Below are 17,734 nucleotides of genomic sequence, written 5' to 3' on the forward strand. Positions count from 1 at the left end.
CATTATATGTTGGGTCTATGACGCTTCCCGTTCCGGATTTTGGCTAAGAGGCTATATTGAAAATCAAGCCTGGGGCACTTATAAAATTCCGATGTGTTGTCCGGTGTGTCCTGCTCCCAGGCTGCGGAGATAAATAAAAAGCTGTAGCAGTTTTGATACAGCTTTAGTGCTCTTAAAAGATGTATTGTTTACCCGCAGCTGCCATCGGGCGTACAGGATTCCCCGTCTGAGATCCCGAACGGGGACCCGGGATTTTTTGCGCGCCATTCTGCAAATACTTTATCCAGTGTTTGTGTGAATACTTCCGGCGGCTGGGCTCCGGAAACCGCATATTTGCGGTCGAGCACAAAAAATGGAACGCCTCTGACGCCGATCTGCTGTGCTTCATTCATATCGCGGTTCACTTTTTCGGCATATATTTCATTGGAGAGCGCTTCCTGTACCTCCTCCGCGGAAAGACCGATGTCCTTTCCCAGTTCTATTAGAGTGTTCCTATCAGCGATGTCACAGCCTTCGGTAAAATATGCTTTAAAGAGCCGCTCTTCCGCAACAGTTCCCAGTCCTTTTGTTTTTGCCATTTGAATGACGCGATGGGCATTGAACGAATTAACGGTGACCACTTTTTCAAAATGGTAATCCAATCCTGCTTGTTTTGCGGATTGCGTCACGTGCTCCAAAAGAGATTTGACCTGGTCCTTGGGCAATCCCTTTCGGGTTACCAGGTATTGCTCATGGTCCAGCTCTTCTTTTTCAGGAAGTGAAGGATCCAGCTGAAAGCTTTTCCAGATGACCTCTACCTGCGGGTTATCTGCAAATTTTTCCAGCGCTGTTTCAAAATGCCGCTTGCCAATATAGCAAAAGGGGCACATCACATCGCTCCATATTTCAACCTGCATTTTATTTGTATTCGCATTTATTACATTCATAATACAGGTCCCAGCAATTTTTGTGCTCGAATGCAATGGGGGGCTTATTTATGCCATTCCGTTCGAAAATGGTTTTATTAGCTGTTATAAGGGCGCTGTTGTGCCTATCTGGCAGGTTTTGGAGGATCAGGTGGTTGCTGGCCGGCGGCAAATTGAATGAACAGATGGCCACAGATACGCAGGTGTTGGTAAAGGCATTTATGCTTCTGTTTCGGGTATGGCTACTGAAGCACCGAATTTTTCAGAGCGTCTGCAATTTTGTGGCTGATGTGCAGATCAGGCGGTGGAAAGGAGGAACGATCGGTGCTATGAATCGAAACTTCCGGCCAGGTGCTGCGCTGTGAGCGCATCTTCGCCCTTTATACGGATCCAAAATGTTATATCGCCACCGCGCATTTACGTAAGCCTAAAAAGCCGATTTTTGCTGAATTAAAACAACCGGCATTGCGTCTATTGAGAAGCATAACATTTTTTTTCTTTCTTCTTTGTATGGCAGGTGGATTGTACGGGCAGGATGTACCTGCTGCCCGGCCTTTATCGAACCTGCGAACGAAGCGGATCGCCGTGCTTGGAGATAACGTGCAGCTCGACAGTCTGAGCATCATTCCACAAAGCTTCCGGATAGAAGGCATTGACAGCAGCGCTTACCGGTTGGATTGTGTGAATGCCCTGCTGTACTGGGTACATAAGCCTGCAACAGCTAATGTAACGGTACACTATCGCGTGTTTGCGATGAAGCTGAACCCGGCGGTACAGCGGATGAATTTTGACAGCCTGGCAATGAATTCTGCTGCGCCCATTTCTTCCCCGGCAACAGCTGCCCGGGAGCGTGGCCCGCTGCTTAATTTTGGCAACATCAATGCGCAGGGGAGTTTTGGACGGCAAATGGGATTTGGTAATAACCAAAGCCTGGTGCTGAACTCCAATTTAAACGTACAGCTGAGCGGTATGCTGGCCGACAGCATCGAGCTGCAGGCCGCTATTACCGACAATAATATCCCCATTCAGCCCGACGGGAATACACAACAGCTGAATGAATTTGATGAGGTGTATATCCGGTTTAAAAAGAAAAACTGGCAGCTGAATATAGGAGATATGGACCTCCGGGAGAACCGCAGCTATTTTCTCAATTTTTATAAACGCCTGCAGGGGGTGTCTTTTCAGACTGAAAATGCGCTTTCAAAAAAAACGACCGCTAATACACTGGTGAGTGGCTCTATTGCTAAAGGGAAATTCACGCGCAATGTTTTTCAAGGTCTGGAGGGGAACCAGGGACCGTATAAGCTGCAGGGAGCAAACAATGAATTGTTCTTTATTGTGCTGGCCAATACCGAACGGGTTTTTATTGACGGGGAGCTCCTGCAACGGGGGGAAGACCAGGATTATGTGATCAACTATAATACCGCAGAGGTTAGCTTTACTCCGCGCCGCATGATCACCAAAGACAGCCGTATCCAGGTGGAGTTTGAATATGCCGACCGGAATTTTTTGAACACGAATGTGTATGGAATGCAGGAACTGAATTTTAATGACCGGGTAAAGCTGCGGGTTGGGTTCTTCAACAATAGCGACGCAAAAAACTCTTCCATTAACCAGGTCCTGGATAATCGGCAAAAACAGTTCTTATCGCAGATCGGCGACAGTGTTCAAAACGCGCTGTATCCTTCCGCGGTGCTGGATACATTTGCTGCAGGGAAAGTACTGTATGCCCGCACCTACGTGATAAAGGGGCTGGAGATCGTGGATTCTTTTTACCGGTACACGGTGAATCGTGATTCGGCGCAATACAATGTTTCTTTTACAGAGGTGGGCCCTGGCCGGGGTGATTATGTACCGGACAATACCAATGCCAACGGAAAAGTGTTCCGGTACATACCACCGGAGAATGGTCAGAAGCAAGGGAGCTACGCGCCGGTGATGGCACTGATAACACCCCGGAAGCAGCAGGTGCTTACGTTGGGAATCGACTACGCCCTTGCCAAACAAACATTGCTGAAAACGGAGGTTGCCGCCAGCAGTTATGATGTGAACACTTTTTCCAGATTTCATAGCGGGGATGATAAAGGGATTGCGGCAAAGGTGACTCTTTCCAATACGGCCATGGTCAGCAAACGCAGCAAACTGCAGCTGTTGTCCTCGCTCGACTATGAAATGGTGCAGGCACGGTTTCAGCCCGTAGAGCGTTTGCGCAGTGTGGAATTTACCCGGGACTGGGGACTGCCGTTGGTTGCGGACCGGGCTGACGAGCACATTATACGTGCATCTGCGGAATTGCTGAGTGAAAAAGGGAACCGGCTGCAGTACCGGTTTACGAACTATAACCGCAGCGACCGGTATACAGGCTATCAGCATGCTCTCACCCAGTTTACGCAGTGGCGGAACTGGACCTTTAATAATGACGTAACGGCTACTCAATACAATGGCGCGCTGGACAAAGGGTCTTTTCTCCGCCCTGTGCTGGATATCAGCAAGAAGATGCCGGCGCTTGGAAACTGGAGCATTGGCGCGCGTTATGCGCTGGAACGGAATGAGAACCGCAACAAAGCCACGGATACTTTAAATGCCACTGCTTTTTCCTTTAACACGTATACATTCTTTATTAAATCGGACGAGGCAAAACAAAACCGGTACGGAGTCAGTTTTTATACAAGGGAGGATCAATACCCGGTACAGAGAGATCTGGTAAAAGGCGATCGCAGCTATAATCTGAATTTTAAAGCGGAATTGTTGTCCAATGAGCACCGGCAGCTTTACCTGAATACGACGCTGCGCAAACTGGACGTGCTGGATGCTGCGGTAAGCCGGCAACCCGAAGAGAACACCCTGCTTTCGAGGGTGGAATACAATATGAATGAATTTAAGGGATTTCTTACGGGAAATGTATTGTACGAAGCGGGGTCCGGCCAGGAGCAAAAAAGGGAATACGCTTACCTTGAAGTACCGGCGGGTACCGGTCAATATACATGGATCGATCTGAACCAGGACAGCATTCAGCAGCTGAATGAATTTGAGCTGGCGGCATTCCAGGATCAGGCCCGGTTTATAAGGATCAACACCCCAACCAATGAGTATATAAAAGCAAACTATAATACCTTCAACTACAGCCTGGGACTGAATCCTAAATTGCTGTGGAATGAACAGACAGCGGGTGGGTTTCAAAAGTTCCTTTCCCGCTTTAATTGGACCAGCACGTTGCAGGTGTCCCGCAAGGCACAGGCTACCGGCTTTGTATCGCTCAATCCGTTCCGGTATGCTTTGAATGATACCAATCTTATTGCCATGAGCTCGATCCTGGCAAATACGCTTTCGTTTAACCGGTTGAGCACTGTTTGGGGACTGGACATCAGCAACCTGCAGAATACCGGAAAATCGCTGTTGACCTATGGATATGAAAGCAGGAAAACCAGAGAATGGTCGCTGAAGTACCGGCATTTTTTTGGCAGCAGCCTTACTTTTAACCTGGATCTCCGGACGGGCTTGCAGGCGCTGTATTCGGACAACGCACAGTTTGAAAACCGCAATTATGAAATTACAAAGAACAGTGCAGGACCTTCACTTTCTTTTATAAGCGGTACTACTTTCCGAGCAACCGCCGGGTATCAATACGAAGCTAAAAAGAACAAACCGGCTTATGGAGGTGAAAGAGCGGTTTCCAATGCGCTTACTGCTGAAACGAAATACAATATTTTACAGAGTGCCGCTCTTACAGCGCGTTTTACGCTGGACCAGCTGAATTATAAATCCACAACGGCCAATACCACAACAGTGAGCTATGTCATGCTGGACGGGTTACTGCCCGGTAAGAACTATCTGTGGAATATTATGCTCACCAAACGGCTGATGAGCAACCTGGAGCTGAGCTTCCAGTATGACGGGCGCAAGCCGGGGGGAACGAAAACCGTTCACACCGGCAAAGCATCCCTGACCGCTATTTTTTAGTATGGATGTGTTGCCGCTTCAAAGAGCCTGCAGCGGAACCTATTGAACCTGTGGCGCCTCCGCAGGTGCTTCCGGGACGGTTGCTGCCGGCAAAGCCGTTCTTTGGGTAAGCAGGAAGAACAGGTTGCTGATGCAAAACCCCATCCAGTATAAATAGATGCCCAGGTGAAAACGCTCTCCAAGCCAGCGATGTGAAAGCGCATTGCGAAAATCGGAATAGGTGATATAGAGGCCACCCAGGAAAGCGAAGAGAAAAACAAGGAGCAGGAGCACGCGTTTCCTTCCTTTAAATCTTTTATCGATCCCATACAATAAAAGCGTTACCAGCGCCAGCAATACCAGGCATACAAGCGCTGCCTGCCACCATACCTTAAAAAAACGGTAGTTCTTGTAAAAAGTATTGACGCCAACGCGCCCAACCAATGAAATGCCGGATGTTAAAATACCCGACAAAAATGCTATGAGCAGCAGGAGCGCAGATAGGACGTAATAATTTCTTTTCATTTATATCGGCGTTGTTTTAAGGAGTGTCCGTTTCCTGTACCAGCTTTCGGAGCAGAACGATCTGTCCCAGGTGATAGTATATATGCTCTATCATGGCATCGATGTTGCGGTGATAGGTTCCGTATTTTGGATCTGTAAATACGGCCTCAAGCTGTGCGTCGGTCATTTGCTCTACATGCCCTGCAAAGGCCTCCGCATCCGCCCATAATTTATTTAAGCGTTGTTCCCAATCGTCCTGCGACAGGGCCGGAGGTGCATCAAAGCTGTATCGGTCATGAATATCGAGCACGCGCCCTTCAAACACTTTTAAAATACCGGCAATATAATAGTTAAGATGGAACGCAAGGGCCGCAATGGTGTTGAGCGACCCGATCCGGGTATTTGCCTGTTGCCAGGTAAGGCCGGATAGCTGCGCCTTTAAATTAGTGGCTGCCACCCAGTCGCCGTTTAGATGCACTTCTCTGAATCGTTTTGCAAGTTGAGTGGATCGGGTCATGATCTGTGATTTTTCTGTGACAACGAATGTAAGGCTTTAATAGATGGCCTTTGTTGATTTCAGCTGCTTTCTTATGCCGTTGTTTTGTACAAGATGATACTGTGCGGGTAGATTTCTGAATGTGGAGGTCTTTTCTGGGTATATTATTTTTAATAAAAGCTTTTCCATTTAGCAATAGACCGGATACCCGACGGATTCCAAACTATTGCAGGGAATACATAAAAGAAAAGATGTATTCCAGGTTTTCTGTCAGCATGCAAAACCGAGGAGTGATGATAAATACACCGGGTAGCGGCTGTACCAAAGGAAGGCTTTGTCCGGCCCCTAAAAGCATACGGATTGTGTGTCGGATGCCATGAGCATCATGCATTTTTCGCATATGGATCCTGCATATAAATCTGCTATAAACTTTTTTTCGCTTGAGCTGACCGCTTTGGTGTGACCAGGGATCCGGGCGGCCAGTCGTGATAGAATCTCCACGCGCCGCTTCAGGAATAATCGAGTCCCTTGTTATTCGAAGACCGGCGTTACTGTATAACCGTTGTTTTGCAAAAGACGGATCAGTCCATCCGCTCCTCCCAGGTGGCCGGCACCCACGGCAAAAAGAGTGGGGTTTTTCTTCATTTTCGCGGGGAGTAGTTGCACCCAGTTTTTATTGCGCTCTTTAAGCAAACGGGTCTGCTGCACTGTGTTCATAAATTTAGGATCATGCATCAGTTTATTCAGCTGCGGAAGGTCCTCCGTTTTATAAACCTGCACCAGGTCCTTTATATAATAGGGCGCTTCTTTTATTTCTCTAAGGGTATTGATCAGTTCGTCGATCGTATTCATTGACCGGATCATATTTATCTGGAATGCGACCGATTCCAGGTGATCTATCCGCAATGTATCTTCCTGTGCCAGGGCATAGAGCTCTTTTTCCATCATCTTTACTTTAGATGGGTCTGCACAATTGAATGCTTTTGCGGTTAAAACGGAGGTGAGCGCGAACGGGGACAGCTGATCCAGGACGCCGGATGTGAGCTGGTACTCTTTAAGCAGGCTGTCGAGGGCGGCGCGCTGTCCCGGTTGAGCTTGTTTTAAAATGCCAGGTACCGGTTGCATCAATTCCATCAGCTTTTCGGAGCCTTCCACATTAGCAATGTCTGCTTCAAATGTTACTGTCCGGACCTCTTTCAGCGTCTTTCTTAATTTGGAGGATATTTCAAAGTCTTCACCGCAGATCAGGTGCATGGTGCCCAAAAGATATGAGGGCTTTAGAAGATGTGGGGCGCTGATCTTCCAGAGCATGGTGTGCGCTTCCTGGGCGCGGACGGCTGTAGCGGATAGCGCCCACATGCAAAAAATAGTGAGGGTTGTTTTGAGCCCCTTTAAATACCTGTATCTGCACATATGAAAATAATTTTGATCCAGACCGGGAGGCCATGAAAAAAGCGGCCCGGCTAAGGGCCACTCTTCTTATTTGCCATTGCATCCTGCTTTATTTAGAACGCACCACCTCATACATTACTTTTCCATCAACCGTGATCTCTTTGTAGTAGGTGCCTGCAGGAGAAAGAAATTGTCTTTTACCTTCGACGGTAACCCGCTTTGAATTTTTGGGCAACTCCTCAAACTGGTCTCCGACCCGGGGATGGTTATAGTAGGTTGCATCATCGTTTGTGCTGCGCCCCCCGGTGTCCATTCCGGTTGTTTCCGGCTCCCTTATCCCGTCGTCATCGTCGTCATTCAACGGATATGAATTTTCTTCATCGTAGGGCTGGTCTTTGGTGTTTAAAGTTCCTTCCCTGCCTACAACCGTATAGACCCGTTCGCCATCTTCATTCAGGTCTGCTTTGTAGTACGTACCACGATATTCGTAATAGGTATTCCCGTCGATCTTCCGCATCCGGGCACCATTGGGCAGGCGCTCTGCAGTTGCTCCCAGGGGAGGCGCCACTACTTCATAACCTCCTTTCTCTCTTTCTAAAAAATATAGATTGTTCCGGTAATAATAAGGCACGCCCCCGTAGTAGACCCGGCGGGCACCGGGTGGAAGCGCGTAAATGGTAGCGCCAACCGGAGGAATGACAATTCCTACCGATACACCCACATTGGGGCCATAGCCGTACCGATAATAGGGTGCGGGGAAACCGAAGACCCCACCGATCCCGACTGAAACCCGCGGCGCCCTGTGGTAATGATAGCTTCTTACCCGGGACGGATAACGGCGGTACTGAGCGAAGCCGTCCACCGCGAGGAACAGGCTGGCGCCCAGCAGGAACATTCCCAGTTTTATGAAATTTTTGCTCATTGTTTTTTGTTATATTTATGAGACGACAGAAACCGGCTTAAGGGTGGCACCCGGGCGCCTGGTTCTGTAAAAAAAATGCTAAAAATAAAACCTTCGTTAAAGCAAAACGATATGCAATCCAAGGCCCAAACAGTAGCAGATTATCTGAAAGAGATCCCCATGGAGCGGTTACCGGCCATGAAACGGCTAAGATCTACGATCCGGAAACACCTGCCCGAGGGGTTTATGGAAGCCATGAGCTACGGAATGATCGGTTATGTAGTTCCGCACCGGATCTATCCGAAAGGATATCACTGTACCCCTGAGCTGCCGCTGCCGTTTATGAGCATTGCTTCCCAGAAAAACGGTATTGTGCTCTATCATATGGGATTGTACGCCAGCGCCGATCTAATGAAATGGTTCTTAAACGAATACAAAAAGGTCTCTGATAAGAAACCGGATATAGGAAAGAGCTGCATCCGGTTTCAAAAACCGGAGCTCATACCTTTTGAGCTGATCGGAACACTTGCGCAACAGCTTCCGGTAGCGGACTGGATAGCACTTTATGAAAAGACATTCATTCAAAGCAAAAGCCGCAGGACTTCAGCGAAATGACCTGCGGCTGTGTTATATTTATTTATCCTGTTGCTTATCTCCGGGAGGACCGGTTGTTGTTGCTGGAAGACCGCCTATTATTGCCGGAAGAGCGGCTATTGTTACTGCCTGACCTGCTCTGGTTGTAGCTTCCCCTTGAAGATGCCGGCGCTTGCCGAACATTTCTTGATGAGGGCGCGGTGTAGGAGCGCTGGGGAGTTGTGTTCCGCGACCGGACATCTTTGGTCCGGCTGTTAGAATTGCTGCGGCTGGTAACAGGTGTCCGGGTTCTGCTGTTGTTCTGCTGGCGGTAATACTCGGCATTCTTGCGGCTGGTATTTACTCGGTTGCGGTCTCTGCTGCTGTACACTTTTCTGCGGTCATCGTACCTGCGGCGGTCGTCATAGCGTCTGCGATCCCTGTTGCTCCGGTAATACCGATGGTTGTAGTAATAGCCATTATTTCCATAATAGCCCGGCGAATAATAGTAGGGGTAGTAACCATAATACCCGTCATCATAATATCCTCTTGAAGGGTAATAGGTGTCTGCACAGGAACTGAACCCTACTACCATTGCAAGGAGTACCCCTGCTATGATGAGCCTTTTTTTTGTATATATCTGTGATTTCATTTTTTGAGGATTTTAAAGTGAACGGAATGATCGCGCACCGGATCTTTACCCGTCGTTAATACCGGTAGTGTTTTTTTTGCTGTCCGGGGGCAAAACTCCTGGCCGACTTTGTTCCATAATATTTTTTGGCCTGGCCGGGCGGCATGTGGTAATACCGTTGTTCATGATACCCGTGTGAGGGATAATAATAACCGGTGCAGGAACTAAGCCCTGCAACAAAGAGGATTGCCGTTAACAAAAAGGCGAACCCTGATCTTTTCACTATTGTTGTTGTCGTTTTCATATCCGGAATTTTGATGAGGTATAAGAATCAAACTTTGTACCAATGGCCGGGCCACCCCGTGGGGTGGCGGCCATGAACCGTTTTTAAATCCTGTAAATCATCCGGTTGTTACTTTCTGTGATAAGAACGTTTATGATGATCATGCTTCCGATGGCTGTGCTTATAGTATTTCTTAGCATGGCCCGGAGGCATGTGCCGGTAATAGCGGTGCCCATAATAGCTGGTGTAGCGGTGCCTGGGTACATAATGCCGGTGATAACTGCTTTTGTAGCCTGAAGAGTAATATACTACAGCGGTAGGGCGGTAATACGGGCTTCTTGTGTATGTTTTATAATATTTTTTACTGTGCCTGTAATGTTGCGCATCTGCCCGGGAAGCTCCAAAAATCAAAAGCACGAATGTCAGCATGACCAGTTTCATCTTCATAAAGATCTCATTTAGGGATGTTGATTAAAAATGTTTTCATTAAATAAGACGATAAACTTACGCTAACGCCTGTTAATGAAAATTAAATATTTGAGATCATTGAAACGACTTTGCGATCCGGGCGAGGTTCAGGCTGCGTGCGGCGGCATTGAAGATCTCCCGGTAAGGACCATTGTGTGTAATCAGCTGTTCATGTGTGCCGTTTTCCACTACCTGTCCCTGCTTCAGAACATAAATCATGTCTGCATCTACGATCTGCGAGATGGAATGCGAAATGATGACCACGGTACGATTCTGCTTGATGGCATCCAAACTGTTTTTAATTTGCTCCGTTGCAATGGCATCGAGGCTGGCCGTTGGCTCATCAAGGAAAATAACCGGCGGGTCTTTTAAGAACAGCCGGGCAATGGCAATGCGTTGCTGTTGCCCGCCGCTTAGAGATTGTGCTTCATTTTCATATTGCTGCGGCAGCTCCATGATCTGGTCATGCAGGTAAGCCTTCTTTGCCGCGCGGATGATTTCTTCTTTTGTTGCATTCATTTTGCCATAGCGGATGTTGTCTTCAATAGAGCCTTTGAAGATATGGTTCTTTTGAAGCACCAGGCCGATCTCGTCCCGCAGCATATGATTGTCATATTCGCGAAGGAGCACGCCATCCAGTAAGATGCTCCCGTTATCGGGTGCGTAAAATTTGTTCAGCAGGTTCAGGATGGTGCTTTTACCGGCGCCGCTCAGGCCCACCAGCGCTGTTGTTTTCCCGTTTTCTATTTTTAAGCTTACGTCGTGCAGCGCTTTTGTTCCGTTGGGATAGGTAAAGTTTACATGACGCATTTCAAAGCCGCCTTTGACCACTTCTTCTTTATACGTTCCCCGCTGTTCCGTTTCTTCCGTGGCATCCAGTATCTGAAAATAAGCTTCCGCATAAACAAAGGCATCATTTACTTCGTCGTAGATCCGGTGCAGCTGGCGGATCGGGGCCGATACATTATTGAATAGCATGATGTGCAACATGATGGCGCCAATGCTGATCTGATGACCAAGAACGAGATAGGTGGTCAAGATGATGATGAGGACCACTCCGATCTGTTCAATAAATGATTTGATGCCATCATACCGGAAATTGGTCTTACGTGTATAGAGCTGATCCTGTGTAAGCTGGTCCTGTATCTCCAGTTGCTTTTTTTCTTCGTAGGATTCCCGCACAAAGCTTTTGATGACCGTGATGGATTCGATCAGGTTCGGCAGGCCGTTGTTCTTGTTTTCCCTTCCCCGGCGCAATTGCCGGCGCACTCCCTGTAATCTTTTTGCCTGCCGGGCGCTTACATAAAAATAAGCGGGCAGGATCACGGTGGCCACCAGGCCTACATACAGGTTGGCCGCATACATGATGATCAGTGCCAGCAGCGCATTGGAGAATAAGGGTAAAATATCGATAAAAAAATTCTGTACCAGCCGGGTCAAACTTTCCACGCCCCTGTCGATCCTCGTTTGCAGCCGGCCCGACTGGTTTTCGGGGGCAGCATAAAACGCCATTCCGTAAGTGAGTATTTTTTCGATGGCCGCCTGCGACAGGCGGTTGCTCACCTGGATCCGGATCTTTTCGCCATAAAATTTCTGACCAAACTGGATAAAAATGTTTACCAGTTCCTTCGCAAAAAGAATGATGGAAATATACAACAGCAGGGATAAGCCCTCCTGCATCGGGTCGGACTTTTGCAACAATGCATCCACATGGTCTACCGTGTACTTCAGGATCAGCGGATTGACCTGCGCCGTAAGGGACCCGACAAGGGTGAGCAATAAGGTCCCGAAAACGAGGGTCCGGTAAGGTTTTACAAATGGCCATAGCTGCCGTACGATGTTGGCCAGGTTCAGCGTTTTTGTAAAGGGTTTGGACATAGTGGAATGGAGTGAGATATATTGGAGAGTGAAAAGTTTGAAGTGAAAAGTTTGAAGTGAAAAGTGTAATGTGAAATGTTTGAAGTGAGATGTATTTTTGATCCTGTAAAGAACTGCTGGCTCCGGTGAACGGGTGTGCCGGTATCGTATTCTGGCGCTTCTTATACTGCTGATAACGGACCGGGGCCGGAAGAACACATCCGGACGGACCTTGCAACTCCGTTGTTCTGTACACCACAGCCAGCCCGGTAAAGATCTCATAGCCCGTTACGCACAGGGATCCGGATATTTAGACGACAAAAAAATTATAACCGTTCGATAATCCCGGCTATTCCCTGTCCGCCGCCCACACAGGCTGTAACCAACCCGTATTTTTTGTCAAGCCGCTTCAGGTCGCCCAGGATCTGTATGGTGAGTTTACAGCCGGTGCAGCCCAGCGGGTGCCCCAGTGCAATGGCGCCGCCGTTGATGTTCACCTTCTCCGGATCCAGCTTTGCTTCGCGGATCACGGCCAGGCTCTGTGCTGCAAATGCCTCGTTCAGCTCAATGAGATCCATATCATCCAATGCCAGTCCGGCCCTGCTTATGGCTTTGGGAATGGCGGCTACCGGCCCGATGCCCATGATGCGCGGAGGCACTCCGGCAACAGCGCTCGCAACCAGTCTGCCAATGGGTTTCAGCTGCAGTTCCTTCACCATGTTTTCGCCCATTACCACCACAAAGGCCGCACCGTCGCTGGTTTGCGATGAGTTACCTGCGGTTACCACTCCATTGGCGGCAAATACGGGTTTCAGTTTTTGCAATGCCTCCGGCGACGTATCCGGCCGGGGGCCTTCATCGGTATCTACTGTGAATTTTTTTACCTGGCGTTTTCCATCTTCGCCGGCATATACTTCTTCCACTTCCACCGGGAGGATCCCTTCCTTAAAATACCCGTTCTGTATGGCATTGATGGCTTTCTGGTGCGACTGATAGCTGAACATATCTGCTGCTTCGCGGGTGATATTGAATTCTTTGGACACTGCTTCCGCCGTCAGCCCCATATTCAGGTAATAGTCCGGATCATCGCTGGCGATAGCATAGGAGGGGACCGTTTTCCAGCCGGACGCGGGTACCATGCTCATGCTTTCCGTTCCTCCTGCAATGATGCAATCGGCCTGGCCGGTACGGATCTTGGCGGTGGCCATGGCGATGGTCTCCAGGCCTGAAGCGCAATACCGGTTAACAGTCGCGCCCGGAACTTCGATACCCAGGGCGCGGGCGGAGATGATGCGGCCCACCTGCAATCCCTGTTCTGCTTCCGGAACAGCGTTGCCCACCAGCACGTCGTCTACCCGCCTGGGCTCCAGTTGGGGGATCGATGCCATTAATCCTTTGATCACCGTAATGGCAAGATCGTCCGGACGGTAAAAGCGGAACCCGCCTTTTTTGGCTTTACCTACTGCGGTCCGGTAACCGGCTACTATGTATGCTTCCTGCATGGCTGTATTTTTTATGCTGTAAAAAATAGTTGTTTATGCAACTTTTGTGATCAAATATAATCAATTTTCAAAATACCGCAAGGGTCGCCGGAGCGACGGATGCATCAATGTGCGCAATAAGATCCTCAGTTCAAACTGCAGCCGATAGCTCCTGTGCACTATTTAGCGCCGGAAAGCCTTCAGAAGACCCCGGCGGCTTTAAATTTATGTGACCCCCCCTGGGGTTGCAGGCTTGTGCCCGCAGAAATTTGATTTTTTATGCATTTTTTTTTGATATTTTGCGTCTTTTTGCTGTTTTACTATTTATCTTTAGGAATAAATTAACGATTGTGTTAAAGAAAGAACGGCAGGCATATATTCTCCATCGGCTGGATCTGCACAATAAGGTATTGAGTGCCAAGCTCTGCGTAGATATGAAGGTTTCTGAGGACACGGTTCGCAGAGACCTGCAGGAACTTTCGGAAGCAGGCCGGCTGATCAAGGTACACGGAGGTGCATTGTCACTGGCCTTCAATGAAGTACATTTTAATGCGAGCCCGGTATATTCCCAAACACAGAAAGCGGTCATTGCCCAGAAAGTGATCGGACTGCTCAAAGAGAATATGTATGTGCTGACGAGCGGTGGCACCACGATCATTGAGATGGCCAAACGGCTTCCGCCCCAGCTGCGGGCAACGTTTATTACGGGGAGCATCCCGGTGCTGAGCGCCTATATTGCGCATCCGAACATCAACGTGGTGGTAGTGGGGGATAAGGTTAACAAAGAATCCAAGATCACTGTGGGCGCCAGTGCGATAGCGAAGATCCGGGAAGTGAATGCGGATCTGTGCATCCTGGGTACGAATGCCATTGACCTGCGCCGGGGGATCACGGACAGCGACTGGGAAGTGGTGGAGCTGAAGAAGGCGATGGTGGCAGCTTCTGCCCGGACCGCCTGCCTGACGATTGCGGAAAAGCTGAACTCATTTGAAGCATTGCAGGTCTGCGAACTGAAACAGATCGATTATCTGATAACAGAATTAGACCCCACCGACAAATTACTGCAACCCTACGTAAGGGCGGGTGTGACGGTTTTATAGTTTAATAATTAAAAGCACGATGATATGAGAAAATTAACGCAAAGGTTATTGCTGGTGTTCGCTTTAACGGCGTTCTTCGTATGCGGTGGTCATGCGCAATCGCGGACCATTACCGGAACCGTTTACGACGAGGGCGACACGCCACTGCCAGGTGTAACCATTACAGTAGCCGGATCCAATAATTCGGTGATGTCAGATGATGCCGGTAATTTTTCGATCCGGGCGGCCGGTACCAATATGCTGAGCTTTTCTTCCGTTGGGTTTATTGCCCAGGAAGTGCAGGTTGGCAATCAGTCACAGATCACCGTACACCTGGTGAAACGGGATCGCAGCCTGGAAGAAGTAGTGGTAACCGCCCTCGGCATTAAAAGAGAGCGCAAGGCATTGGGGTATTCGGTTACCGACCTGAGCTCGACGGAACTGATGAAGAATAAAAACACCAATATCGTTAATTCTTTAGCAGGTAAAGTGCCCGGTGTGAACATTACGCAATTCAGCGGTTCTGCAGGCGCCGGTGCCTCCATCACCATCCGTGGCGGTAATTCTACATCGGAGGGCCGGCAGAATCAGCCTTTGTTTGTGATCGATGGGGTTATATATGACAACTCCACTACGGTGACGGGTAATACAGGTACCGATGGTATGTCGCGCAGCAATACAAGTTACTCCAACCGTATCATGGATATTAACCCTGAGGATATTGAAAGCCTGTCTGTGCTGAAAGGCGCAGCAGCAGCAGCTTTGTACGGATCAAGGGCGGCTGATGGTGCGGTGATCATTACCACAAAGAAAGGTGCGGAAGGCCGGGTAACGGTTAGCGTAAACAGCAAGCTAAGCACGTCCTGGGCAAATAAGCTGCCCGAGGCCCAAACCGTATTTGGCAACGGCTCTTATTCCAGCAATGGTGTTTTCAGCGATCTGAACTATAGCAGCTGGGGGTTGAAAATACCTGCCGACAGCGCGGTATACGATAATATTGGTAATTTCTTTCAAAACGGCCTGGTGTACGATAATAACGTAAATGTGTCCGGAGGCACCAAAAACAGCTCTTTTTATTTATCGGGGTCCAACTTTGATCAAAAGGGCATTGTTCCCGGTACAAAGTATAATAAGACCACTTTTCGGTTTAACGGTGAACAAAAATACGGGAACCTGACACTGAATGCTAATGTGGCCTATTCCATAGCCAATACGGACAGAACCTTAACGACGGCCGGCCTGTACAGCGGTGGCGGCAACGGAACAATGGGGGCCTTATACGGCTGGCCCCAGGTATTTGACATACGGCGTTACATAAATGAAGACGGAACACAATACCGCAGGTTTGCCGAAACGCAGAGCCTGGAAGATGATATCGATAATCCGTACTGGATCATCAACCAGGACGAACTGACATCCCAAACGAAACGCTTTACCGGGGGCCTAAACGGTAGTTATAAAATTACGGACTGGTGGGATGTTGTAGGACGTTTGGGTTACGATCAGTACACCACCAGGGATTATACCTACATTGCCCCGGGCTCTGCCGTAATACCACTGTATCAGAACGGGCGTTTGAGCAAGACCATGTCCGACTATACCTATATTTCAACAACTGTAATGAGTAACTTTCATAAAACATTCGGCGATTTTGATACACGACTGATGTTGGGTACTACTTCCGAAAGTACGGAATGGCTCAGCCAGAACCATTGGGGATACAACTTTATAACGGCCGGTACGATCAGTTTGGCTAATATCGGGGAGGAGAACAAACGTTTTACGGATGGAACAACAAGAAAACGGTTAGTAGGGGCTTATGGCGAAATCGGCTTGTCCTATAAGAACATTGCATTCATTACAGCAACCGGGCGTAACGACTGGTCGTCTACATTGCCGGTAGCAAACCGGTCTTATTTTTATCCATCGCTTAGCGGATCCTTTGTATTTACAGAATTGTTGCCAAAGAATCATATCCTTTCTTTTGGTAAGGTGAGGGCAAGCTGGGCGCAGGTAGGTAAGGATGCCAACGCCTATGCTACCAATACGTATGTGTGGCCCCCGTACACCATTGGCTCGTTCATTGCGGTGGGAAATCAGTGGGCAGCCGGTAATCCAATATTAAAGCCGGAGATCCAGGATTCATGGGAAATAGGAGGAGAGTTCAGATTCCTGAACGGGCGTATCGGGTTGGATTATACCTATTACCATAGCCAGACGAAGAACCAAATCGGACAGCCGAGGCTAGCCCAGTCCGGCGGGTTTATTTTCAGTACCCTCAATTCCGGAACGGTTATCAACAAGGGGATGGAAATAGCCCTTACCGGCAAACCGGTTGTACAAAAAGATTTTGGATGGGAGTCCACACTTAATTTCTCTTACAACAAAGGCAGTCTGGGCGCCTTTATTCCGGGCATAGCTTATTTTTATCCTACGGATGCCCAGTTCGGAACCGTGCGGGCGGCGTCCATTCCCAATGGCGGAGCCTTCCTTGCCATGATCGGCCGGCGTGTAATGCGTGAAACCGATGCCGATGGCAAAGAGATCGAAAACGGACGGTATAAGGTAGACCCGACAACCGGTCAGTACCTGTTGTCATCCACTGCTAATGACCAGGTCGTTGGTAACCGTGAGCCTGATTATATCGCCGGCTTTAATAATACATTCCGGTATAAAAGATTGATGTTGTCGTTCCTGCTCGATATCCGGAAAGGAGGAGATGTGTATAACGGTACAGAGTATGCAATGGTCACAAACGGCTTAAGCAAAAAAACCTTGCTGAACGATCGCCAGTCAGTTACCGTAACCGGGGTGAACAGCCAGACGGGTGCTGATTTTAGCCAGACCTATAATGCAGATGAATCTTATACGATTGGCAGTACTACTTATTCAGGTGCGTATATGATTCAGCAATACTGGGCAAACTATGCAGCTAATTCCTTTAATTTTATTACTTCGGTAAACTGGCTGAAACTGCGTTCCCTGTCATTGACATATGACTTTACTGATATGCTGAAAAACAAAAAAGTGATCAAGGGGCTTTCCGCAACAGCAGTTGGCACCAATTTGCTTACATGGACCAATTACAAGGGAATGGATCCTGAAGTGAGCGCGGCAGGCGGAACCGGTGGTTCGGGCTCTACGGGCATCGATTACCTGGGGGTGCCTGCAGTAGCAAGTTTCACATTCGGAATCAATGTTACGTTTTAATTAAAGAAAAAGGTT

The 17,734-nt window shown here is 48.6% G+C and carries 14 protein-coding genes; 4 read left to right on the forward strand and 10 right to left on the reverse strand.

The genetic code is table 11. The features are described from left to right. Positions 1 to 188: 188 nt before the first annotated feature. Entirely contained in the window at positions 189 to 896 is a 708-nt protein-coding gene (locus tag B160_RS0110340) for a DsbA family oxidoreductase (RefSeq protein ID WP_040679739.1), read from the reverse strand. 519 nt (positions 897 to 1,415) lie between these two features. Here B160_RS0110340 and B160_RS0110350 point away from each other — a divergent pair. Continuing rightward, the gene (locus B160_RS0110350; protein ID WP_018627839.1) at positions 1,416 to 4,865 is read left to right on the forward strand and encodes a hypothetical protein; all 3,450 of its coding nucleotides are present in this window, start codon (positions 1,416 to 1,418) and stop codon (positions 4,863 to 4,865) included. A 39-nt stretch (positions 4,866 to 4,904) separates the two neighbouring features. Here B160_RS0110350 and B160_RS0110355 read toward each other — a convergent pair whose 3' ends face one another. The 4 genes from B160_RS0110355 to B160_RS30575 form a co-directional block, all read right to left on the reverse strand. After that, positions 4,905 to 5,369, reverse strand: coding sequence for a hypothetical protein (locus B160_RS0110355; protein ID WP_018627840.1), 465 nt, complete (start codon positions 5,367 to 5,369; stop codon positions 4,905 to 4,907). Between the two features lie 16 nt (positions 5,370 to 5,385). After that, positions 5,386 to 5,865 (reverse strand): DinB family protein, encoded by a 480-nt coding sequence (locus B160_RS0110360; RefSeq protein WP_026309679.1) that lies wholly within the window; start codon positions 5,863 to 5,865, stop codon positions 5,386 to 5,388. 510 nt (positions 5,866 to 6,375) lie between these two features. Next, positions 6,376 to 7,257 (reverse strand): TraB/GumN family protein, encoded by an 882-nt coding sequence (locus tag B160_RS0110375; protein WP_157557999.1) that lies wholly within the window; start codon positions 7,255 to 7,257, stop codon positions 6,376 to 6,378. An 88-nt stretch (positions 7,258 to 7,345) separates the two neighbouring features. Then, positions 7,346 to 8,158 (reverse strand): DUF6515 family protein, encoded by an 813-nt coding sequence (locus tag B160_RS30575; RefSeq protein WP_051107153.1) that lies wholly within the window; start codon positions 8,156 to 8,158, stop codon positions 7,346 to 7,348. A 75-nt stretch (positions 8,159 to 8,233) separates the two neighbouring features. Between B160_RS30575 and B160_RS0110385 the strand changes: the two genes are divergently transcribed. After that, complete coding sequence (locus tag B160_RS0110385; protein WP_018627844.1) at positions 8,234 to 8,752, forward strand: DUF1801 domain-containing protein; 519 nt, start codon at positions 8,234 to 8,236, stop codon at positions 8,750 to 8,752. 34 nt (positions 8,753 to 8,786) lie between these two features. Here B160_RS0110385 and B160_RS0110390 read toward each other — a convergent pair whose 3' ends face one another. From B160_RS0110390 to B160_RS0110410, 5 genes are all read right to left on the reverse strand, one after another. Next, positions 8,787 to 9,362: a hypothetical protein gene (locus tag B160_RS0110390; protein ID WP_018627845.1), complete on the reverse strand. Its 576-nt coding sequence runs from the start codon at positions 9,360 to 9,362 to the stop codon at positions 8,787 to 8,789. 55 nt (positions 9,363 to 9,417) lie between these two features. Further along, entirely contained in the window at positions 9,418 to 9,645 is a 228-nt protein-coding gene (locus B160_RS0110395) for a hypothetical protein (protein WP_018627846.1), read from the reverse strand. Between the two features lie 108 nt (positions 9,646 to 9,753). Beyond that, complete coding sequence (locus tag B160_RS0110400) at positions 9,754 to 10,071, reverse strand: hypothetical protein (RefSeq protein ID WP_018627847.1); 318 nt, start codon at positions 10,069 to 10,071, stop codon at positions 9,754 to 9,756. A gap of 96 nt (positions 10,072 to 10,167) precedes the next feature. Next, positions 10,168 to 11,970 carry an ABC transporter ATP-binding protein gene (locus B160_RS0110405; RefSeq protein WP_018627848.1) on the reverse strand — a complete coding sequence of 601 codons (1,803 nt, stop codon included), beginning with the start codon at positions 11,968 to 11,970 and terminating at the stop codon, positions 10,168 to 10,170. A gap of 305 nt (positions 11,971 to 12,275) precedes the next feature. Further along, positions 12,276 to 13,451, reverse strand: coding sequence for an acetyl-CoA C-acyltransferase (locus tag B160_RS0110410; RefSeq protein ID WP_018627849.1), 1,176 nt, complete (start codon positions 13,449 to 13,451; stop codon positions 12,276 to 12,278). Between the two features lie 329 nt (positions 13,452 to 13,780). On the opposite strand from B160_RS0110410, the gene B160_RS0110415 reads away from it, so the two are divergent. Both B160_RS0110415 and B160_RS0110420 read left to right on the forward strand, forming a co-directional pair. Further along, complete coding sequence (locus B160_RS0110415; protein WP_026309683.1) at positions 13,781 to 14,530, forward strand: DeoR/GlpR family DNA-binding transcription regulator; 750 nt, start codon at positions 13,781 to 13,783, stop codon at positions 14,528 to 14,530. A 24-nt stretch (positions 14,531 to 14,554) separates the two neighbouring features. Further along, positions 14,555 to 17,719: a SusC/RagA family TonB-linked outer membrane protein gene (locus tag B160_RS0110420; RefSeq protein WP_018627851.1), complete on the forward strand. Its 3,165-nt coding sequence runs from the start codon at positions 14,555 to 14,557 to the stop codon at positions 17,717 to 17,719. Positions 17,720 to 17,734: the final 15 nt, after the last annotated feature.

The sequence above is a fragment of the Niabella aurantiaca DSM 17617 genome, from assembly GCF_000374125.1.
Lineage (GTDB): Bacteria > Bacteroidota > Bacteroidia > Chitinophagales > Chitinophagaceae > Niabella > Niabella aurantiaca.